Here is a 19,328-nt window from a genome sequence, read left to right as displayed (position 1 = left end):
TCGATGGAGAGGAAGGGAAAAATGATGAGCAAGCTGATTACATGCGAAGAAGCTGTAAAAAAGGTTAAAAGCGGCTCACGAATTATGGTAGGGGGATTTGGACTTGTAGGAAGTCCGCTTAGTTTAATAGCCGCTTTGGCTCATTCTGAAGTGAAAGACTTAGAGATTATTAGTAATAACCTTGGTGAACCAGGCAGAGGTCTTGGAGTTTTAGTAAGGCAAAAGCAAGTGAAAAAAGCAATAGGTTCGTATTTTACATCCAACCCAGAGGTGGTTAAGGCTTATCAGGATAAGGAAATGGAGGTGGAGCTTCTCCCGCAAGGAACAATGTCTGAAGCCATTCGAGCGGGTGGTGCGGGACTAGGAGGGTTTTATACACCGGTCAGCGTAGGAACAAAAATCGCCGAAAACAAAGAAGAGCGTACCCTTAACGGTAAAAAATATGTGTTCCAAGAGCCTCTTAAAGCCAATTTTTCTTTAATTAAAGCAAAAAAAGCGGATCAATTAGGAAATCTCATCTACAACAAATCGGCAAGAAACTTCAATCCGATGATGGCAACAGCTGCGGATGTGGTTATTGCAGAGGTGGACGAGATTGTGGAGGTAGGCCAAATTTCTCCTGAAGAAATTGTGACCCCTCATTTATACGTTGATTTTATCGTTGTGAAGGGCGGGAACTAGCTTGAACGTGAAACAATACATTGCTGCAAGAGCGGCGAAGGAATTAAAGCATGGGGATATCGTCAATTTGGGGATAGGGATTCCAACGCTGGTGGCTGATTACATTCCATCAGATGTTAAAGTTTTTTTACACTCGGAAAACGGCATCCTTGGAGTAGGTCCTACACCTGATCCAGAGCATATTGACCAAAATCTTGTCAATGCAGGGAAACTTCCTGTCACAGTATTGGAAGGGTCATCCTATTTTGATAGCGCTTCCTCTTTTGCGATGATTCGCGGAGGACATGTAAGCGTTTCGATTCTTGGTGTACTGCAAATCGATGCAATTGGGCGGATTGCCAACTGGGCCGTACCAGGAAAAAGTGTTCTTGGTGTAGGCGGGGCGATGGATTTATTGGAGGGCTCCAAAAAGGTAATCGTAACAACGTTGCATACGTCTAACCAGGGAGATTCAAAAATCGTCAAGGAATTAACCTATCCGATCACATCGGAACGAATAGTGGATTTAATTATTACCGATTTGGCGGTGTTCGCTGTAAAGGAAGATGGACTACATCTTATGGAGCTGTCCCCTGGAATTTCCCTTGAGGAAGTTCAACAGAGAACGGATGCACCCTTCCATATTGCTGAATCTTTCAATATAGGCAAAGAGGTGACTGTGTAGTGGTTGTAATCGTAAATGCATTTCGGACTGCTATCGGAAGCATCGGTGGATCACTGGCGGATACGCGCCCGGAAGAGCTCGTATCTCTCATCATGAAAAATAATCTTTCGTCTTCTGGTTATAGTGCCAATATTGTCGATGAAGTCATCGTCGGCCAAACAAAGCAGAGTGCGCATGCTCCGAATATTGCAAGAGTTGCCGCATTACAGGCCCATTTTCCAGAATCGATTCCTGCTTATACTGTTCATCGTCAGTGTGGTTCGGGTATGCAGGCCGTCATTAACGGAGCGATGTCCATTTTGACAGGTCAGGCGGACGTCGTTTTAGCAGGAGGTGTCGAAAGCATGTCACAAGCGCCTCATTATACGGTTGGCACTCGATTCGGCCTTAAGATGGGAGATCTGACGCTGTATGATTCAAATACGGAGAGTCAGCCAAAATCGCAGCCGGAGGAGATATATGGTCGTTTCACGATGGGGCAAACAGCTGAGTGGCTAGCTGAAAAATATAACATTAGCCGCCGTAAACAAGACGAATTTGCCTTCACGAGTCAGCAGAAAGCGAAACGTGCAATTGAAATGGGCCATTTTGAGGAAGAAATCATTCCTGTTCCGGTAAAGGAAGGAAAAAAGGGGATTAGACACTTTGCGATAGATGAGTACCCAAGATTGACGGACATTGAAAAGTTAGGAACACTAAGTCCTGTGTTTCAAAACGATGGTACGGTAACAGCCGGAAACTCGTCCGGCAGAAATGATGGAGCCTCGATGCTGCTGTTGATGTCGGAAGAAAAAGCGAAACAACTTGGAGTGGTCCCGATGGCAAGGATTCGTTCCTTTGCTGCAACGGGCGTATCACCAAAAGAAATGGGAATCGGTCCGGTTCCTGCATCCCAAATTGCGTTGAAAAAAGCGGGTCTTCGTTTGGAAGATATTGATTTGATTGAATTAAATGAAGCGTTCGCTGCTCAAAGTCTTGCTTGTTTAAAAGAATGGGGCATAAAAGGAGACAATGTGAATGTAAACGGAGGGGCGATTGCCTTAGGTCATCCACTTGGGTGCTCCGGTGCAAGAATCGTCACTACATTATGTCATGAGCTTGAAAAACAAAAGCGGCAATTTGGCCTTGCAACGATTTGTGTCGCGGGGGGATTAGGAATGGCAATGGTGGTGGAAAGATGGATGGAATAAAAAAAGACTACGTGTTTCATCGTGATCTAAAAAAGGAGTACCCGATTATTACCCACGGTGCAGGGGTCTATCTCATAGATGGGAACGGGAAAAAATATTTGGATGCTTGCTCGGGAGCGGTTGCAGCCAACTTGGGACATGGGATTACTTCTATAGGAGAGGCCATGGCAGAACAAGCAAAAAAAGCAGCTTTCGTCCATACAATGCGCTTCGAGACGAAAGCGTTGCATGAACTGGCTGAAACAATCGGAAAAATGGCCCCCGACCATTTAAATAAAGTGTATTTTACAACCGGAGGCTCCGAAGCAAATGAAAGTGCTTTGAAGCTGGCGAGGCAATATCATAGGGACGCCGGCAGATCCCAAAAACACATGGTAATCGGGCGATGGCAATCGTATCACGGTAACACCATCGGTTCTTTATCAGCAGGAGGAGACGTTAAAAGAAGGCATGCATACACTCCTAATCTTTTAAACTATGCCCATGTCTATTCTCCGTACTGCCACCGATGTCCATACGATCGTCAAAAAGATGATTGTCTCTCTAAACAAAACTGGACGTGTGTAACGGATATAGAAAGAACCATTTTAGAGCTTGGTCCTGAGAACGTGTCGGCATTTATCGCCGAACCAATTGTCGGAAGCCAGCAAGGTGCTGTTCCACCGCCGCCAGGGTATTTTGAGAGAGTTCGAGAGCTGTGTGACCGTTACGAAATTGTCTTAATTATCGATGAAGTAATGACAGGATTCGGCCGTACTGGTACCAACTTTGCGACAGAACAGATTGGAATCGAACCTGATATCATCACGTTTGGAAAAGGGGTTTCGGCAGGATATGCTCCGCTGGCCGGAATGATTGTTCATGAACGATTGATAGATGGGCTCATTCAAAATAGTGACGGGAAATTTATTCACGGCTATACCTATAGCGGGCATCCTGTGGCTGTAGCAGCCGGTCTTGCTGCATTAGACGTATATGAGCGAGATATGGTGCTGGAAAACGTCAAAAAACAAGGGACCTACCTTTTCAACCGTCTTATGGAGCTGAAGCAAAAACATTCTTATATATCTGATGTTCGGGGCAGAGGGCTGTTAATTGGTATGGAGCTTGTGAAAGATCGTGAGCAGGATCTATTGTTCGATCCATCTGAAAAAGCTGCTGAAAGATTGAATGGAATTGCGATGGAACTCGGTGCGGTTTTTTATCCCGGTTCCGGTTCAATAGACGGCACAATGGGGGAGCACTTTATCATCAGTCCACCATTAAATGTAACGAAAATAGAAATTGATGAAATTGTGAGAATACTAGATGAATCATTATCGATATTCGAGGGCCAATTTAGAAAGGATGAGGCATATGAAATTACAAAGTAAAACAAACGAAATTCAAGAAAAAGCACGAAGGCATTTATCACCGGTTATGACAAGGGTAACGGAGCTTGTCATTGAAAAAGCGCATGGCGCAAAGTTTTGGACGACAGACGGAAAGGAATATATTGATTTTGTTTCAGGAGTGGCCGTCAATGCAGTTGGGCATACGAACGATAAAATGGTTGAAGCCATTAAAAAGCAAGCTGAAGCCTTAATTCATCTTGGGTTGAACTACGGTTATTATGAAACGGCTGCGAATTTGGCGGAAAAGCTTGCTCAAATCACACCAGGAAATCTTGACACTGTTTTTTTCTCCAATTCGGGAGCTGAAGCCATTGACGGTGCGCTTAAACTAGCAAAGGCGGCCACAGGCAGACCGGCTATCATTGCTTTTGAAGGATCGTTTCATGGCCGTACATTAGGAGCAACAGCCATTACGGCATCAAGCTCTAAATACCGTCGATATTATGAGCCGATTTTAGGCGAGGTGTACCACGTTCCATATCCGTATCCCAGCCAGCTGAAAAACATTAGAGAAGAAGAAGCAGAAGAGTATTGCTTGAATCAGCTTCAAAAATTGTTTGATTTACGCGTGGATCCTTCACGTGTAGCGGCTATCATCATTGAACCGGTAATGGGTGAAGGCGGCTATTATCCGGCACCGCCAAGCTTTTTGCAGGAGTTAAGAAAGATTACAGAGGAACACGGCATATTGCTTATCTTTGACGAAGTACAGACAGGATTTGGCCGTACAGGCAAAATGTTCGCGGCAGAGCATGCGAATGTGACTCCTGATATTTTAGTACTGGCAAAAGCACTTTCCGGCGGAATGCCTCTTGGTGCCATTGTAGCAAGTCGTGAGCTTCATGAGAAATGGCCAACGGCCGGTCATGGTTCGACATTTGGTGGAAATCCAGTTTCTTGTGCTGCGGCATTGGCAAACATTGAGGTCATTGAGGAAGAGAAGTTAGTAGAACGCAGTGCTAAACTCGGTGCCAAGATTGTCGGCCGACTTCATAACTCGGTAGGACATTTACCGGGCATTGTTGAAGTCCGAGGAGTTGGCATGATGATCGGTATTGAATTCGATTCGCAATCTGCTGCTTCCTTTGTACCGAAAATTAAATCGAAAGCACTGGAAAATGGCTTGCTCATTATGAACTGCGGTGTAAGCGGGCAAACGATCCGATTAATGCTGCCTCTTAATATTCAAGAAGATGTGCTTGATATAGGATTAACGATTTTAGAAGATGTGATAACAGAAACAATTTCAGGAAACTAATTTTCGTTTCCTCGGAATACAACTATAAAGGAGGTCAAGTATATGTCTAGTCAAATCAAAACAGATATTCTTCAGGGAGATCTTTATATAAATGGAAAATGGGTAAGTGCCCCCGATCAGTCCTACTTTGAAAGCTTAAATCCGGCAACGGGGGAACTTGTCGGCATATGTGCGGCCGCCACAACAGAGCAAGTAGATGAGGCTGTCACAAAAGCGAATGAAGCGTATTCACAATGGAAGAACATCCCCATTCCAGAGCGAGCGGCTTATTTAACGAAAGCAGCCCAATTGTTTGAAATACGAAAAGAGGAACTTGCTAGTGTCATGACAATGGAGATGGGCAAAGTGCTGCCTGAGTCTTTAGGCGAAGTTGGAGTGGTCATCGCGACTGCTCAATATATGGCAGGCGAGGGACGACGTCTCTTTGGAGAAACGGTCCCTGCGGGCTTCCCAGACCGGAACGTAAGAATGGTTCGTGAACCTCTTGGAGTTGCGGCGTGCATTACCCCCTGGAACTTTCCAGTTGCACTTGCTTCCTACAAAATCTTTTCAGCTCTGCTTGCTGGTAATACCGTCGTATGGAAGCCTGCTTCAGAGGTTGCGCTATCGGCAAAGATATTTGTGGAAGTGTTAGATGAAGCCGGATTTCCAGCAGGAGTTGTGAACTTAATTACCGGTTCAGGAAGAACAGTCGGGCAAACACTCGCAGAGCATTCAGATGTTAAAATCATTTCGTTTACGGGTTCAACTGAAGTCGGACAAAAGCTGGCTGAAATGAGCAGTAAAACGTTAAAACGTATTTCATTGGAATTGGGTGGGAAAAACGCAGTGATCGTCTTGAAGGATGCGGACTTGGACAAGGCGGCAGACGGAATCGTAAAATCAGCGTTTACAACAACTGGTCAGCGCTGTACAGCGGCAAGCCGAGTAATCGTCGAGCGTCCAGTAAAGGAACTGCTCGTACAAAAATTAATAGAAATAACAAAGTCTATGAAAATAGGAAATGGACTTGAAGAAGGGAAACAAGTGGGACCTCTCGTAAATGAAGACCAGCTTCATACAGTCGAAAAATATGTAAAAACAGCGATTGAAGAAGGTGGAAAAATTGTCTCTGGTGGGCAGCGTGTCAAAGAATTGGGCGGCTATTATTATGAGCCGACAATCATTGAGAATGTGAAACCGAATGATATTGTTGCACAGGAAGAAATATTTGGTCCAGTTCTTGCCATCATTGAAGTAGATTCATATGAGGAAGCCATGGAAGTAAATAACGGGACAATTTATGGGCTATCAACTTCTATTTATACAGAGAGCCTTCATTATGCGAACCGTGCTGCAAAGGAAGCAGTAAGCGGACTTGTCTATATTAATAACGGAACATCCAATGCCGAAATGGGAGTAGCATTTGGAGGCATGAAAATGTCCGGAAACGGTCACCGTGAAGTTTCCCATCATGCATTTGATGTCATGACAGAGTGGAAGTCGATTTATACAAACTATTAATAAACGGGCCATATCTATTATAAGGTGGGAGAATATGAGAAAACACCGTATTGGAATTGCATTCTTTTACCATGAATCCCACAGTTTTAGTCCGATGAAAACCGAAATCGAACAGTTTCGAAACGAAGGCTATTTTATCGGCGATGAAATTTATGATGCCTATACAGGAACGAAAACAGAAGTGGGTGGGTTTCTGGATGTATTGAAACAGGTGGAGGATGTAGAAATCGTGCCGCTGCTTTGTGCGGCAGCGGTCCCATCGGGCGTAGTATCAACAGAAGCGTATTCAATCATCGAAGAGCAAATGCTCCAGTCAATCCGGGAGGCTGGAAGGCTGGACGGATTATTGCTTGCACTGCATGGAGCGATGGTCGTGGAGCACCTCCTTGATCCGGAAGAGCATTTACTGGGAAAAATTCGCGGGCTTATCGGATTGAATGTTCCAATCGCGACGACGCTGGACATGCACGCCAATTTAAGCGAAAAAATGATTGATTACACACCGCTTCATTTTGGATTTAAAACATATCCACATGTTGATATGTATGAACAAGGCGTTCATGCGTCAATGGCTTTATTGAAGCAATTAAAGGAAGGTGTGCATTATTATGCTTCTTTTGAAAAATTGCCGATGATGCCTCCCTCTATCAATATGAGAACTGCAGAAGGGCCGATGCACAAAATGATAGAGTGGGCGAAACAAGCCGAAGAGGAAGAAGGCATTTATAATGTGTCTGTATTTGGTGGCTTTCCTTACTCGGATATTCCCATGGTCGGTGCAAGTGTACTTGTTGTTTCGCTCGATCCGCAAAAGGGAAAAGAGAGTGCCCAAAAGTTGGCTTACTTGTTCTGGAGTGTAAGAGAAGAATTTATCATGGATTTGCCCGGTGTAAAAGAAGGGCTCGATTTGGCATTGGCGATAGAGGATGACATGCCAATCGTGCTGGCTGATATCTCAGATAATCCGTTAAGCTGCGGGAGCGGGGATACAACAGAGCTGCTTCGGGAGATGGTGAAGATGAACATTCCTAACACGCTGTTTGGAGGACTCTACGATCCAGAATCTATTGAGGCTTGCCGCAAGAAGGGAGCCGGAAATAAGGTATTGTTGTCTCTTGGAGGGAAAGTATCTCCTGATTTTGGGGAGCCCGTACAGGTCGAAGCAACGGTAGTGGCCTTATCAGACGGTGTATTTCACAATTCTGGGCCGTTCAATCAGCATTTAAGAGTTGATTTAAAGGGGGCGGCTCACATTCGCGTTGGTGAGATGGATATCCTCCTCATTGGAAGGCCGATGTCAGCGAATGATCCGGAAATGTTTCGTCATATTGGTCTTGAGCCGCAGGCAAAGAGAATTCTTGGGTTAAAGGCTAAAAATCATTTTCGGGCAGCGTTTGAGCCGATTGTTGGCCGTATCATTTATGTGGATGCACCTGGTGTTGCATCCAACCGTTTAACAACTTTTACGTATCGTCACATACCAAAGCCAATTTGGCCGCTGAATGATATCCAATATGAAGTAGAAGTGAGGGGGACAGAAAAATGGAAACATTGAACAAAACCTATTATGTTGAAGTACCAGCTTCGTTGAATCCAGAACAGCTAAAAATGATGATGGAGCTTGAGGAAGATGCGTTTCCGGGATTAGGAGCAGTAGATGAACAAGCCCTTGTCCCGCTTACACGCTACGGGAAACTCATTCAATACCGGCAGCAAAATGATCCAAGGCCGATTGCGATTTGCGAAGTGATGAGAGCTTACAATGATATTCATAAAGCCTACATTTTTGGGTTTTATGTCCGCTCCGACCAGCAAGGGAAAGGAATCGGGAAATTATTTTTACAGGAAATTTTTCCGATTCTAAAGCAAGATGGTTTTCGTAAGGTCTGCTTAACAGTCAGTACTAAAAACAAAGCAGCCGTCAAGTTATATGAAAAATTAGGGTTTGTCATAAAAGAGACGAGATTCGATGAATTTGGTGAAGGGGAAAATCGCTATTATATGGAATGCGTCATTTCTTAATAAGGTAATGATCAGAGGAGAATTCATCAAAAAAATAGGCTAATTTTAGGAGGAGTTTATGATGAGAAACAATTTATTCAAACCGCAAAGACATTGGAAAGAAATCGAGCTTTGGAAGGATGTAACTGATGAGCAATGGAATGATTGGGTTTGGCAATTGACGAATACTATCAAAAATTTAGAAGACTTAAAGAAAGTAGTTAACTTAACACCAGAGGAAGAAGAAGGGGTTTTAATTTCAACAAAAACAATCCCATTAAACATCACGCCATATTATGCATCGCTTATGGATCCTGATGATTCAAGATGTCCGGTTCGAATGCAGTCTGTTCCGATTTCTGCGGAATTGCATAAAACAAGATATGATTTAGAAGATCCCCTTCACGAAGATGAAGATTCACCAGTACCTGGGTTAACACATCGTTATCCGGATCGCGTGTTGTTCCTAGTCACAAACCAATGCTCCATGTACTGCCGTTACTGCACAAGAAGACGCTTCTCCGGACAAATCGGAATGGGCGTACCAAAGAAACAGTTAGACACAGCGATTAATTATATCGCATCTAACCCACAAATTCGAGATGTGTTAATTTCCGGAGGAGACGGGCTCCTTATTAATGACAATATTTTAGAATATATTTTAAAGAATTTACGTGAGATTCCGCATGTAGAAATTATTCGTATCGGTACAAGAGCACCTGTCGTATTCCCACAGCGTATTACCGAAAATCTTTGCAATATCTTGAAAAAGTATCATCCAGTTTGGTTGAATACACATTTCAATACATCTATTGAAATTACGGAAGAATCGAAGCGTGCATGTGAAATGCTTGCAAATGTTGGTGTACCTGTTGGTAACCAAGCGGTTATTTTAGCAGGCATTAACGACAGTGTGCCGATCATGAAACAGCTTATGCATGACCTTGTTAAAATTCGCGTTCGTCCATATTATATTTACCAATGTGATTTATCAGAAGGGATTGGCCATTTCCGTGCACCAATCAGCAAAGGATTGGAAATTATGGAGGGACTTCGCGGCCATACATCGGGTTATGCCGTTCCGACATTTATTGTTGATGCCCCGGGTGGAGGCGGTAAAATTCCATTGCAGCCGAACTATATCATTTCTCAAAGTTCTAATAAAGTCGTACTACGTAACTTTGAAGGTGTCATTACATCTTATCCAGAACCAACAAATTATCAGTCAGGCAGTGCAGAGGATTACTACAAAAAGGTATATCCTGAAGTGTTTGAAAAGTTTGAAAGTAATGGTGTTCTATCCATTATTGATGATACGAAATTTAACCTTACACCAGAAGGATTAAAACGGTTAGATCGCCGCAAAACGTATAAGGAAAATACTGAGCATAGTTCATTAAAAGATAAACGTGACAAACGTGACGAGTTAAAAGAGAAAAAATTCCAATCACAAATGAAGAAATATGAAACAGTAGGAGCAAAGGAGGAATAATTTTGATTTGTCAATGGTGCGAATCTGACACAGCACGTGAAACGAGCAACAAAGTGTATTGGGAACTTCCAGATGGAACAAATGCGATCGAAATTAAGGACACACCATCCATTCATTGCTTGGAATGCGGTATGACCTATCAAACAGATAACACGGTGAAAGAAATTGAGGATCATCTATTTTTAATTGATTGCTCAAAGCTTGAAAAAAGTATGACGTATGAAACACTTATGGCCGCTCCACGTTTATTGAAGCGAAACTACTTTGATTTTTCGAAATAATTAGCCTAGCCATCTCTCATTTTTCAATATTAAGTGGGAGATGGCATATGTTTTCTAAAAAGTTAGATAGATGCTAATAGATGAAAAATTAAGGAGGACAAGAATGGAAGCAATCAACAACTATAATAATGACCAAAATAATCAGAAACATCAGAATAATAAGGAAAGTAAAGAGCATATTAAACGCAATTTAAAGGCGCGTCACATGACGATGATTGCTATTGGAGGGTCAATCGGGACAGGGTTATTTCTAGCGACAGGGGCGTCCATTCAAACAGCTGGACCTGGTGGAGCGTTAATAGCTTATGGGGCTATCGGCATCATGGTCTACTTTTTAATGACAAGTCTCGGAGAAATGGCTACCTTAATGCCGGTTTCGGGATCATTTTCAACATATGGCAGTCGCTTTGTCGATCCGGCATTTGGTTTTGCGCTTGGTTGGAATTATTGGTTCAACTGGGCTATTACACTGGCGGTTGAAATAGCTGCATCAGCAATTATTATGAAGTTCTGGTTTCCGGATGTACCGAGCATCGTCTGGAGTTCACTGTTTTTAGGCCTAATCTTTTTATTGAATGCCTTGTCGGTTAAAAGTTACGGAGAATCCGAGTACTGGTTCTCCTTAATAAAAGTAGTGACGATCATCGTTTTCATTGGAGTCGGTTTGCTTACCATTTTCGGTATTCTTGGCGGACAGTTTATCGGGTTTAAAAACTTTACTATAGGAGATGCTCCTGTTCATGGCGGCCTTTTGTCCATTTTAAGCATTTTTTTCATTGCAGGTTTTTCCTTTCAAGGTACGGAACTCGTGGGGATTGCTGCAGGAGAAAGTGAAGAGCCGGAGAAAAACGTTCCAAAGGCGATTCGACAAGTATTTTGGCGTATTCTTCTATTCTATATCGTTGCTATTGCTGTCATTGGCCTTATCATTCCTTATACAAGTCCAAACCTGTTAGGCAGGGATGTCGATAGCATCGCTGTCAGCCCTTTTACCCTTGTATTTAAGAAAGTGGGCATAGCATTTGCAGCATCTGTGATGAATGCGGTCATTTTGACATCGGTTTTATCGGCGGGGAGTTCCGGTTTATATGCATCGACACGCATGCTTTGGTCCATGGCAAAAGACGGTCAGGCTCCTAAATTTTTACAAAATGTAAATGATCGCGGAATTCCGATGAATGCCCTTGTCATGACGACGATTATCGGTGGCTTTGCCTTTTTAACGTCCATTTTTGGAGATCAAGTGTATACATGGTTATTAAATGCGTCAGGCTTAACCGGATTTATTGCATGGCTAGGAATTGCAGTCAGCCATTATCGTTTTAGAAAAGCATATTTGGCCCAGGGCAGGGACATGAATGATTTGAAATTTAAAGCGAAATGGTTCCCGCTTGGTCCGATTCTCGCTTTTGCGATGTGTGTCTTTGTCATTTTCGGCCAAAATTATCAAGCTTTTTTAGCAAGTGAGATTGATTGGTATGGAGTAGCAGTGTCGTATATTGGTTTACCGATCTTTTTGGCATTATGGCTCGGGTATAAACTCGTTCATAAATCGAAGGTCGTTCCACTAAAGGAATGTTCTTTTGATGAGATGTCATCAAAATAGAAGGTTTAGAGGAAGGGTATAAATTCTATAAGGTGAATTAAAATAGAATAGTTATGGCACCTGCCAAAAAGCACAAGCTAAACCTAGCTAGTGCTTTTTGACTAGTAGAGAACTCGCCATAAATAGAAGGTTGCATAGGATTCCCAATTTGCCCAGGGGATTGATAATGCAAGGATTTCTTCTTTGGTCGGCTTTCTATCCATATTTAGTAGCGTTTTTACCGCATTAATTAGACCGACATCATCGATCGGGAAGGCAGTCGGAAAACGAAGGCAGCGCATCAGCACATAATTGGCTGTCCATGGGCCAATCCCGCGTATTTTAATTAAGCTTTTTTCGACCTCTTTAAAATGACTGGCTTCCATTAATTTTTCCTTGGATAATTCTCCGCTCGCCATTAATTTGGCAATTCCAATAATATATTCACTCTTTTTGACGGTCATTTTAATATCTGCGAGATCCTTTGGTGTGAGTTGTGCAATTCGTTCATAGGACGGAAATATCCAATAATTTTTGCCGTCCCATTCAATGGACTCACCAAATTTTTCAACGAATTGTCTCTTTAATGTGTAAGCGAATCCTAAGTTAATTTGCTGGCCTAAGACCCCCCAGCAAAGAGCTTCAAACAAATCGGGAATGCCGATTAGGCGTAATCCATAAAAGTCTTTTACGGGCATTTTAAGTAAGGGATCAGCTTTGGCAATATCATAAAAGGGAGTTAAATCGTTATCGAGGTCAAACCATTCTCGAATATAATGGACTACCTTATTAGGATCGCGCGGTTTACCTTTTAAAAAGTGAACAACCATTTGGTTTTTCTCGTTTACTTTTATTTGTACAAGTGTTTGAATTTCGCCAATCGCGATGACTCTTGTAATGTTATCATTTTCAATTTCATACATACATTCATTTTTATTCCGCTGCAGGTATCCAAAGTTTGCTTTCATATTAAACGCTTTAGGCAATGGAATGACAATATATTCATTAACTTCGTTAATTTCTTCCCCAAGTGTGTTGGACAATTTATCCTACCCCTTCCTTTTGCTATATTCTATTATTATCATAAAAGTAAAAAAATTATTTTTTTATCTTGCTGTTACATTCAAATTTTTTTATTATTCATGCAATTACGTGTATATTGATTATGTAGTACTGTTAATCGCTGAATGAAAGAGAATCTAATTCTGAATGTGAGGAATCTTAGTTGAAACCAAAAGTTATTGTCTATAAAAAAGTCGATTCTACTGTTATAGAATATGTACGTGAAACTTGTGAAGTTATTTATTTTGAAAAATTAGATTCGCAGTCACTTCCTAGCTTTTATAAAGAATTAAAGGATGCTGAAGGGATTCTGGGCTCTGGACTAAAAGTGGATGAAAAGTTTTTGGAGCTTGCGCCTCAACTAAAAATTGTCAGCAATATCTCAGTTGGCTACGATAATTTAGATATTCCCGAAATAACTAAGCGCAAAATTATGGCTACTAATACTCCAGAGGTTTTAAATGATAGTGTAGCCGATACCATTTTTGGTTTATTACTAGCAACGGCTAGAAGAATGCCGGAATTAAATCAGATGGTAAAGTCAGGAAAGTGGACATCGCAAGTGGGTGAGAATCTGTATGGAGTGGATGTGCATCATAAGACATTGGGAATTATCGGAATGGGAGGAATTGGCTCAGCCATTGCCAAACGTGCGAATTATGGCTTTGATATGCCCATTTTGTATCACAATCGCTCACGAAATTTAGAAGCCGAACAAATTTATCAAGCAACCTACTGTTCCCTTGAAGAAATTTGTCAGCACGCAGACTTCATTTGCTTAATGACACCACTAACACCAAAGACAGTTAAGCTAATTGGAGAAAAGGAATTTAAACTAATGAAGAAATCAGCCATTTTTGTTAATGGTTCGCGTGGAGCAACTGTGGATGAAGATGCCTTGGTTCAGGCCCTTCAAAATGGGGATATCTTAGCTGCAGGGTTAGACGTCTTCGCACAGGAACCAGTAAGTCCAGATCACCCACTTTTATCAATGGATAATGTAGTCACCCTGCCGCATATTGGGTCAGCTACCTACGAAACTCGATTGAAAATGGCCAAAGTTGCAGCGGAAAATCTAGTCCATGGATTGGAGGGTAAACAGCCGCTTTCATTAATTAATCAAGATGTTTTAACCGAAGTTCACTAAATAAACAGGCGTGAAGAATCTTCTTAAACAAAGGGTTCTCCACGCCTGTTTTATTAATCTACGATTAAAACATAGGGTATGGAGTTTTTGTAGAAAGGACAAAAGAATAATACTAGAAGTTCCAAATGGAAATATCCAACAGCCATTTCTAGGTGCCTGACACCGGATTTTGTGAGATAATCGAAATGTAGTATGATACAATTAACTTTGGTTTGTTTGGAAGACTTCTTAGGAGAGGATATTAGATGACCAATAATGAGATACCTTCTCTACAGAAGGATGGAAAAGTTACGATATTGAATCAACGAAATACATCAAACATAATGAATGATCTAAAGTTACTTTTTAAAGCAAATGTATTAATCGCTAATGTTTTGCCTGTCTTTGCAGGATTCTGGTTAGCCTTACATTTTACCAATGCTTCATTTACAGCCCACCTGGATTTATTTTTCTTAACAATTTTCGGAAGTACAATGGTAATGGCTGGGGCACTCGCGCTCAATAACTGGTACGATGTTGATATTGACACTGTAATGGATCGAACAAAGGGTCGTCCAACAGTAACGGGGAATATTTCTTTGAACGCAGTTTTAACAATAGGTATTGCTCTAAGTATATTAGGTCAAATCCTTTTACTCTTTACGACCGTTGAAGCGGCGATATACTCCTTTGTCGGATGGTTTACCTATGTTATTTTATATACCATGTGGTCAAAACGGCGGTATACAATTAATACAGTAATTGGAAGTGTTTCTGGTGCCGTTACACCTTTAATAGGATGGACAGCCATCGCACCTGGTTTTCAAAGAGTCCCAATGATCTTGTTTCTTATCTTGTTTATTTTTCAAATGCCGCATACCTTTGCGATTGCCGTAAAGAAATATAAAGAATATAAAGCAGCTGGAGTAGCCATGCTTCCCGTTGTTCGCGGATTGGCTGTGACTAAACGGCAAATGGTGATCTATATTGCTTGCTTATTTCCATTACCATTTTTTTTAACGATGCTTGGAAATACTTTTATAGTGATTGCTACGTTGCTTAACGTTGGATGGTTGGTTGTGAGTATCAGCGGATTTTTTACTAAGGATGATTTAAAATGGGCACATGTGAATTTTCTATATTCCGTTAATTATATAACAATATTGTTTCTCTTGATGGTAATTGTTACATTGCCGGTATTTAGTTAGTCGAGATCAAATGAAACTCAAACTATAGATAAGTGAAAGCTGTTCCGAAAGTATGCAAGTTATTTGCAAACTAATGGAGCAGCTTTTTTGTGTTTGAAAAAGGCAGTTCCTTTTGGGTGTTCACGAAAAAAGCTGAGCAAATGTGATACAGTTCACTTCGATGATAATCATTCCCATCTATTATTAAGGTATGAAATATAAGGGGGTTGATTTTCAGTGGGGGACACAAAAGTTAACAACAAAAAAAAGCATGGTGAAGGGCACGAGGCTCCATTAAAAGGAACATGGATTTCTGTAGGAGTGGTTGGGGTCGTAATTCTCGCTACGTATTTAATATTATATGGCCTTTATATGGCTAGAGTATAGGAGGGGATGACAGATATGAAAATGCATCTTGATGAAAAAATTTGGCTTACCTTGAGTTTCGGTATGATCATGCTATTCATGCTTATTACTGGCTATCAAGCATTTGCCTTGGAAATGGGACCACCGAGTAATAATGAATTAATTGATCCACAAAAGGTAGACCAAACAGCGCCATTCGATAAACCGGGTATTACAAAGGTTGGCGAAAATGAATATGAAGTAGTTATGACATTACAAGCTTTCAGTTTTAATCCAGGTAATATCGAAGTCCCTGCTGGATCGACAGTGCATTTTACATTAACCTCAAAAGATGTTGTCCATGGATTTGAAGTTGCAGGTACAAACCTAAATGCAATGGTCATGCCAGGACATATTCAAAAAATCACTCAAAAATTTAATAAAGCGGGAACGTATTTAGTGTTATGTAATGAATATTGCGGTGCCGTTCACCAAATGATGAGTACAACAATTACAGTTAAATAAAGGGGGGAAGCAAAATGCAACCAGCAAAATCACAGACATTTAAAGATAAAGCAGGTAGAGTGATGGGAATCAGCAAGGAAGATGCCCTATTAACGAAATCATATATATTTGTAGCATTTATATCATTACTTCTTGGCGGAATTCTTGGCCTTGTGCAGGGACTGAACCGTGCCGGAATTCTGGAATTACCATCATGGATAAACTATTATCAAGTTCTGACAGCACATGGTTTAATATTAGTTGTTGTATTAACTGCTTTCTTTACGATTGGTTATTTTTATGCCAGTCTTTCACATACTTTAGGGGGGATTCTTCCTAAAGTAAGAAAGATCGCATGGATTGGCTTTGGATTGAAGATTGTCGGGTTTGTTTTAGCAGTAATTCCAATCATTATGGGTGATGCATCTGTAATGTATACTTTCTATCCGCCAATGGCAGCTGCACCAATGTTTTATATTGGTTTAGCTTTAATTGTGGTTGGTGTTTGGATGTGTGCTTTCGGTGCCTTTATCCAAGTTGCGAATTGGAGAAAGAATAACAAAGGACAGCATGTACCAATCCTTGCTTATTTTGCTACTGGAGTATTTGTCCTATTATTTTTCGGTTCCATACCTGTAGCGATAGAAGTAATCGTTATGATTATTCCTTGGTCATTTGGCTGGGTCGAAACAATCAATGTTATGGTGGCACGTACACTATTTTGGGCCTTTGGACATACGTTAGTTAATATTTGGTATTTAACTGCTGTTTCCGCATGGTATGTCATTGTACCTAAAATTATTGGTGGAAAACGCTGGAGTGATACGTTAACCCGTGTCGTTATTATTGGCTTAGTAGTTATGAATATTACAGGTGGATTCCATCACCAAATTGTTGACCCAGGAATTGATCCAGCCGTTAAATTTATGCACGTATTTATGAGTTTGGCGATTGGATTCCCGTCCTTAATGACAGCATTCGCCATGTTTGCCGTTTTTGAACGTACAGCAAGAAAACAAGGTGGAAAAGGCTTAATCGGATGGTATAAAAAAATGCCATGGGGCGATGTTCGTTTCCTAGCTCCAATGATTGCGATGATTGCCTTTATACCTGCTGGTGCTGGTGGAATTGCTCAAAGCACTAACCAATTGGATCAGGTCGTTCATAATACGATGTGGATTGTTGGACATTTTCATTTAACGCTTGGCATGTCCGTAGTGATGACGTTCTTTGGCATTAGTTATTGGTTAGTTCCATATATTTCAAAACGTGTATTAACACCGCAAATAAATAAATTAGGTGTGATCCAAACTTGGATTTGGACAATAGGAATGATCTTTATGTCAGGGGCTATGCATTGGGTTGGATTACTTGGTTCCCCGCGTAGAACTTCTTTTACAACTTATGGAGACAATGCAACAGCATTAAGCTGGAGCCCATATTTAATGTGCTTAGCTGTTGGCGGCACCTTGTTAATTATCGGTGTTATTCTTCAAGTGTATGCAGTAATGAATATGATGTTTTTTGCACCAAAGGGAGAAACAGAATTTCCTATTGCTGAGGAAGAAGATAATGCAACTAAAACTCCATATTGGACAGAGCGTTGGGGCCTTTGGATTGTGATAATGCTATTAGTTGTTGCAATGGCCTATGTCATCCCATTAACTGAATTTATCGTTAATGCACCTCCGGGATCACCACCATTCAAAACTTGGTAATATATTATTAATTAAAAAAGAGATAGCTCGTTTGTTTGGGCTATCTCTTTATTCTTAATTTAGTCATATATAATTGCAAAATCAATAATTTGGGAAGTGATCTTCGTGATCAAAAATGGGCATAATACATTTGCGTGTTTGCTTGTTATCTTATTTGGGTGTGCGTTGTTCTATATAGGAACCGATGGATTCCGAGCATTTACGTCAGAAACGGCACGGGTCAATAAACTAATTGGCGATAAGCCCAAATTCCCAGAAGTAAACTTTGAGGATAGTAAGGGGCGGAATTATTCTATTTCTGAGTTTAAGGGCAAGTATGTATTTATTACCTTTCTTTATACGTCTTGTACAACAGTTTGCCCGCAATTAGAAATGAACATGTCTAAGGTTTACGATAAGATACCAAGCAAATATATTGGCAAAGATATTGAATTTTTAAGCATAAGTTTTGATCCTGTCAGGGATGATCCAGGTACCTTAGAAAAATACCGAGGCTATTTTAATAGTGATGGAGAAACATGGAGGATGGCAAGAATACCAAATCAAGCTGAATTGGATTCGTTGTTAAAAGAATTTGGTGTTATTGTTATTCCTGACGGAAATGGAAGTTTTGCACATAATTCAGCTTTTTATTTGATGGATAAAAATGGCAGTCTGCTTGATGTCTTAGACTATAAAAAGATTGATGAAGCTGCTAATAAGCTTGTAGGTATTCTTAAGAAGGAAGCGGGGGAGTAATCTTGAAGCAATCAATCTATGGCTTATTGTTACTTCTTACCTTAATACTTCCTCCTGTTGCAAATTTAATGGAATCAGTCATGGTTATTCACATGCATATGCAAATGCCTTTGTTAATTTTTACAGGATTTCTAATGGCACGATTTTTTCAACTGCGATTCCCTCACTTTTTTGAAAAATGGAATGGTAATGGTGTACCAGGAATTTTGTTGTTTGTTATCATAGTTGTTTACTGGACGCTGCCTCGTTCAATGGATGAAGCATTGAATGAACAAAGCATGGAACTATTTAAATTTGTCAGTTTACCATTATTAGCTGGTATACCACTAAGGGATAGCTGGAAAAAACTTCGCCCAATTGGGAAGGACATTACTTTTTACTTTTTTGCCATCTTGTTTTTTGGAATGGGCTGGTTGTACATTGACTCGCCAGTGCAATTATGTAATAACTACCTTGTAATCGAGCAAATCACGCTTGGTTGGGGATTTTTGACGACGGCAATCTGCATGGTGATTTATAAGGTTTATATCGCTTTTGTTGATCCATCGAAATATGAATAATTAAATACAGATGAGCCTAAGCCTATATGGATTAGGCTC

The 19,328-nt window shown here is 40.9% G+C and carries 19 protein-coding genes; 18 read left to right on the top strand and 1 reads right to left on the bottom strand.

Features of this window, described 5'->3' with window-relative positions:
* The first annotated feature begins 24 nt into the window (after nucleotides 1–24).
* The 11 genes from AB7942_RS02180 to AB7942_RS02130 all read left to right on the top strand — a co-directional run bounded on the left by AB7942_RS02180 (nucleotide 25) and on the right by AB7942_RS02130 (nucleotide 12,070).
* Nucleotides 25–681, top strand: a complete 657-nt coding sequence (locus AB7942_RS02180) for a CoA transferase subunit A (protein ID WP_369445756.1) — start codon at nucleotides 25–27, stop codon at nucleotides 679–681.
* A gap of 1 nt (nucleotide 682) precedes the next feature.
* Nucleotides 683–1,345, top strand: coding sequence for a 3-oxoacid CoA-transferase subunit B (locus AB7942_RS02175; protein WP_369445618.1), 663 nt, complete (start codon nucleotides 683–685; stop codon nucleotides 1,343–1,345).
* Nucleotides 1,345–2,535 (top strand): thiolase family protein, encoded by a 1,191-nt coding sequence (locus AB7942_RS02170; RefSeq protein WP_369445617.1) that lies wholly within the window; start codon nucleotides 1,345–1,347, stop codon nucleotides 2,533–2,535. The genes AB7942_RS02175 and AB7942_RS02170 overlap by 1 nt, the downstream gene beginning before the upstream one ends.
* A complete protein-coding gene (locus tag AB7942_RS02165) occupies nucleotides 2,523–3,908 on the top strand; it encodes an aspartate aminotransferase family protein (protein WP_369445616.1) in 1,386 nt (461 codons plus the stop codon). The genes AB7942_RS02170 and AB7942_RS02165 overlap by 13 nt, the downstream gene beginning before the upstream one ends.
* Nucleotides 3,892–5,187: an aspartate aminotransferase family protein gene (locus AB7942_RS02160; protein WP_369445615.1), complete on the top strand. Its 1,296-nt coding sequence runs from the start codon at nucleotides 3,892–3,894 to the stop codon at nucleotides 5,185–5,187. Before AB7942_RS02165 ends, AB7942_RS02160 begins: the two co-directional genes overlap by 17 nt.
* Before the next feature lie 42 nt (nucleotides 5,188–5,229).
* On the top strand, nucleotides 5,230–6,690 hold the full coding sequence (locus AB7942_RS02155; protein ID WP_369445614.1) for an aldehyde dehydrogenase family protein: 1,461 nt from the start codon (nucleotides 5,230–5,232) through the stop codon (nucleotides 6,688–6,690).
* A gap of 34 nt (nucleotides 6,691–6,724) precedes the next feature.
* Nucleotides 6,725–8,245 (top strand): M81 family metallopeptidase, encoded by a 1,521-nt coding sequence (locus tag AB7942_RS02150; RefSeq protein ID WP_369445613.1) that lies wholly within the window; start codon nucleotides 6,725–6,727, stop codon nucleotides 8,243–8,245.
* Nucleotides 8,233–8,712, top strand: a complete 480-nt coding sequence (locus AB7942_RS02145; protein WP_369445612.1) for a GNAT family N-acetyltransferase — start codon at nucleotides 8,233–8,235, stop codon at nucleotides 8,710–8,712. The genes AB7942_RS02150 and AB7942_RS02145 overlap by 13 nt, the downstream gene beginning before the upstream one ends.
* Nucleotides 8,713–8,773: 61 nt before the next feature.
* Nucleotides 8,774–10,183 (top strand): lysine 2,3-aminomutase, encoded by a 1,410-nt coding sequence (gene kamA, locus AB7942_RS02140; protein ID WP_369445755.1) that lies wholly within the window; start codon nucleotides 8,774–8,776, stop codon nucleotides 10,181–10,183.
* A gap of 2 nt (nucleotides 10,184–10,185) precedes the next feature.
* A complete protein-coding gene (locus AB7942_RS02135) occupies nucleotides 10,186–10,464 on the top strand; it encodes a YokU family protein (RefSeq protein WP_088086128.1) in 279 nt (92 codons plus the stop codon).
* Between the two features lie 103 nt (nucleotides 10,465–10,567).
* Nucleotides 10,568–12,070 (top strand): amino acid permease, encoded by a 1,503-nt coding sequence (locus AB7942_RS02130; protein ID WP_335438814.1) that lies wholly within the window; start codon nucleotides 10,568–10,570, stop codon nucleotides 12,068–12,070.
* Between the two features lie 101 nt (nucleotides 12,071–12,171).
* On the opposite strand, the gene AB7942_RS02125 is transcribed toward AB7942_RS02130, so the two are convergent.
* Entirely contained in the window at nucleotides 12,172–13,068 is an 897-nt protein-coding gene (locus AB7942_RS02125) for a DNA-3-methyladenine glycosylase 2 (RefSeq protein ID WP_369445754.1), read from the bottom strand.
* A 206-nt stretch (nucleotides 13,069–13,274) separates the two neighbouring features.
* Between AB7942_RS02125 and AB7942_RS02120 the strand changes: the two genes are divergently transcribed.
* The 7 genes from AB7942_RS02120 to AB7942_RS02090 all read left to right on the top strand — a co-directional run bounded on the left by AB7942_RS02120 (nucleotide 13,275) and on the right by AB7942_RS02090 (nucleotide 19,289).
* Nucleotides 13,275–14,258 (top strand): 2-hydroxyacid dehydrogenase, encoded by a 984-nt coding sequence (locus AB7942_RS02120; protein ID WP_369445611.1) that lies wholly within the window; start codon nucleotides 13,275–13,277, stop codon nucleotides 14,256–14,258.
* Nucleotides 14,259–14,503: 245 nt separating this feature from the next.
* Nucleotides 14,504–15,445 carry a heme o synthase gene (gene cyoE / locus AB7942_RS02115; RefSeq protein ID WP_483310826.1) on the top strand — a complete coding sequence of 314 codons (942 nt, stop codon included), beginning with the start codon at nucleotides 14,504–14,506 and terminating at the stop codon, nucleotides 15,443–15,445.
* A 216-nt stretch (nucleotides 15,446–15,661) separates the two neighbouring features.
* A complete protein-coding gene (locus AB7942_RS02110; RefSeq protein ID WP_335438656.1) occupies nucleotides 15,662–15,811 on the top strand; it encodes a hypothetical protein in 150 nt (49 codons plus the stop codon).
* 15 nt (nucleotides 15,812–15,826) lie between these two features.
* Nucleotides 15,827–16,294: a cytochrome c oxidase subunit II gene (locus AB7942_RS02105; RefSeq protein ID WP_369445610.1), complete on the top strand. Its 468-nt coding sequence runs from the start codon at nucleotides 15,827–15,829 to the stop codon at nucleotides 16,292–16,294.
* 14 nt (nucleotides 16,295–16,308) lie between these two features.
* The gene (locus AB7942_RS02100; protein ID WP_369445609.1) at nucleotides 16,309–17,991 is read left to right on the top strand and encodes a cbb3-type cytochrome c oxidase subunit I; all 1,683 of its coding nucleotides are present in this window, start codon (nucleotides 16,309–16,311) and stop codon (nucleotides 17,989–17,991) included.
* 105 nt (nucleotides 17,992–18,096) lie between these two features.
* Nucleotides 18,097–18,729 (top strand): SCO family protein, encoded by a 633-nt coding sequence (locus AB7942_RS02095; RefSeq protein ID WP_369445608.1) that lies wholly within the window; start codon nucleotides 18,097–18,099, stop codon nucleotides 18,727–18,729.
* Nucleotides 18,730–18,731: 2 nt separating this feature from the next.
* Nucleotides 18,732–19,289, top strand: coding sequence for a hypothetical protein (locus tag AB7942_RS02090; protein WP_335438653.1), 558 nt, complete (start codon nucleotides 18,732–18,734; stop codon nucleotides 19,287–19,289).
* Nucleotides 19,290–19,328 lie beyond the last annotated feature (39 nt).

It is taken from the genome of Neobacillus sp. BF23-41 (assembly GCF_041106275.1).
The sequence above is the reverse complement of the archived record's forward strand: the minus strand, read 5'-3'. Positions and strand labels throughout refer to the sequence as shown.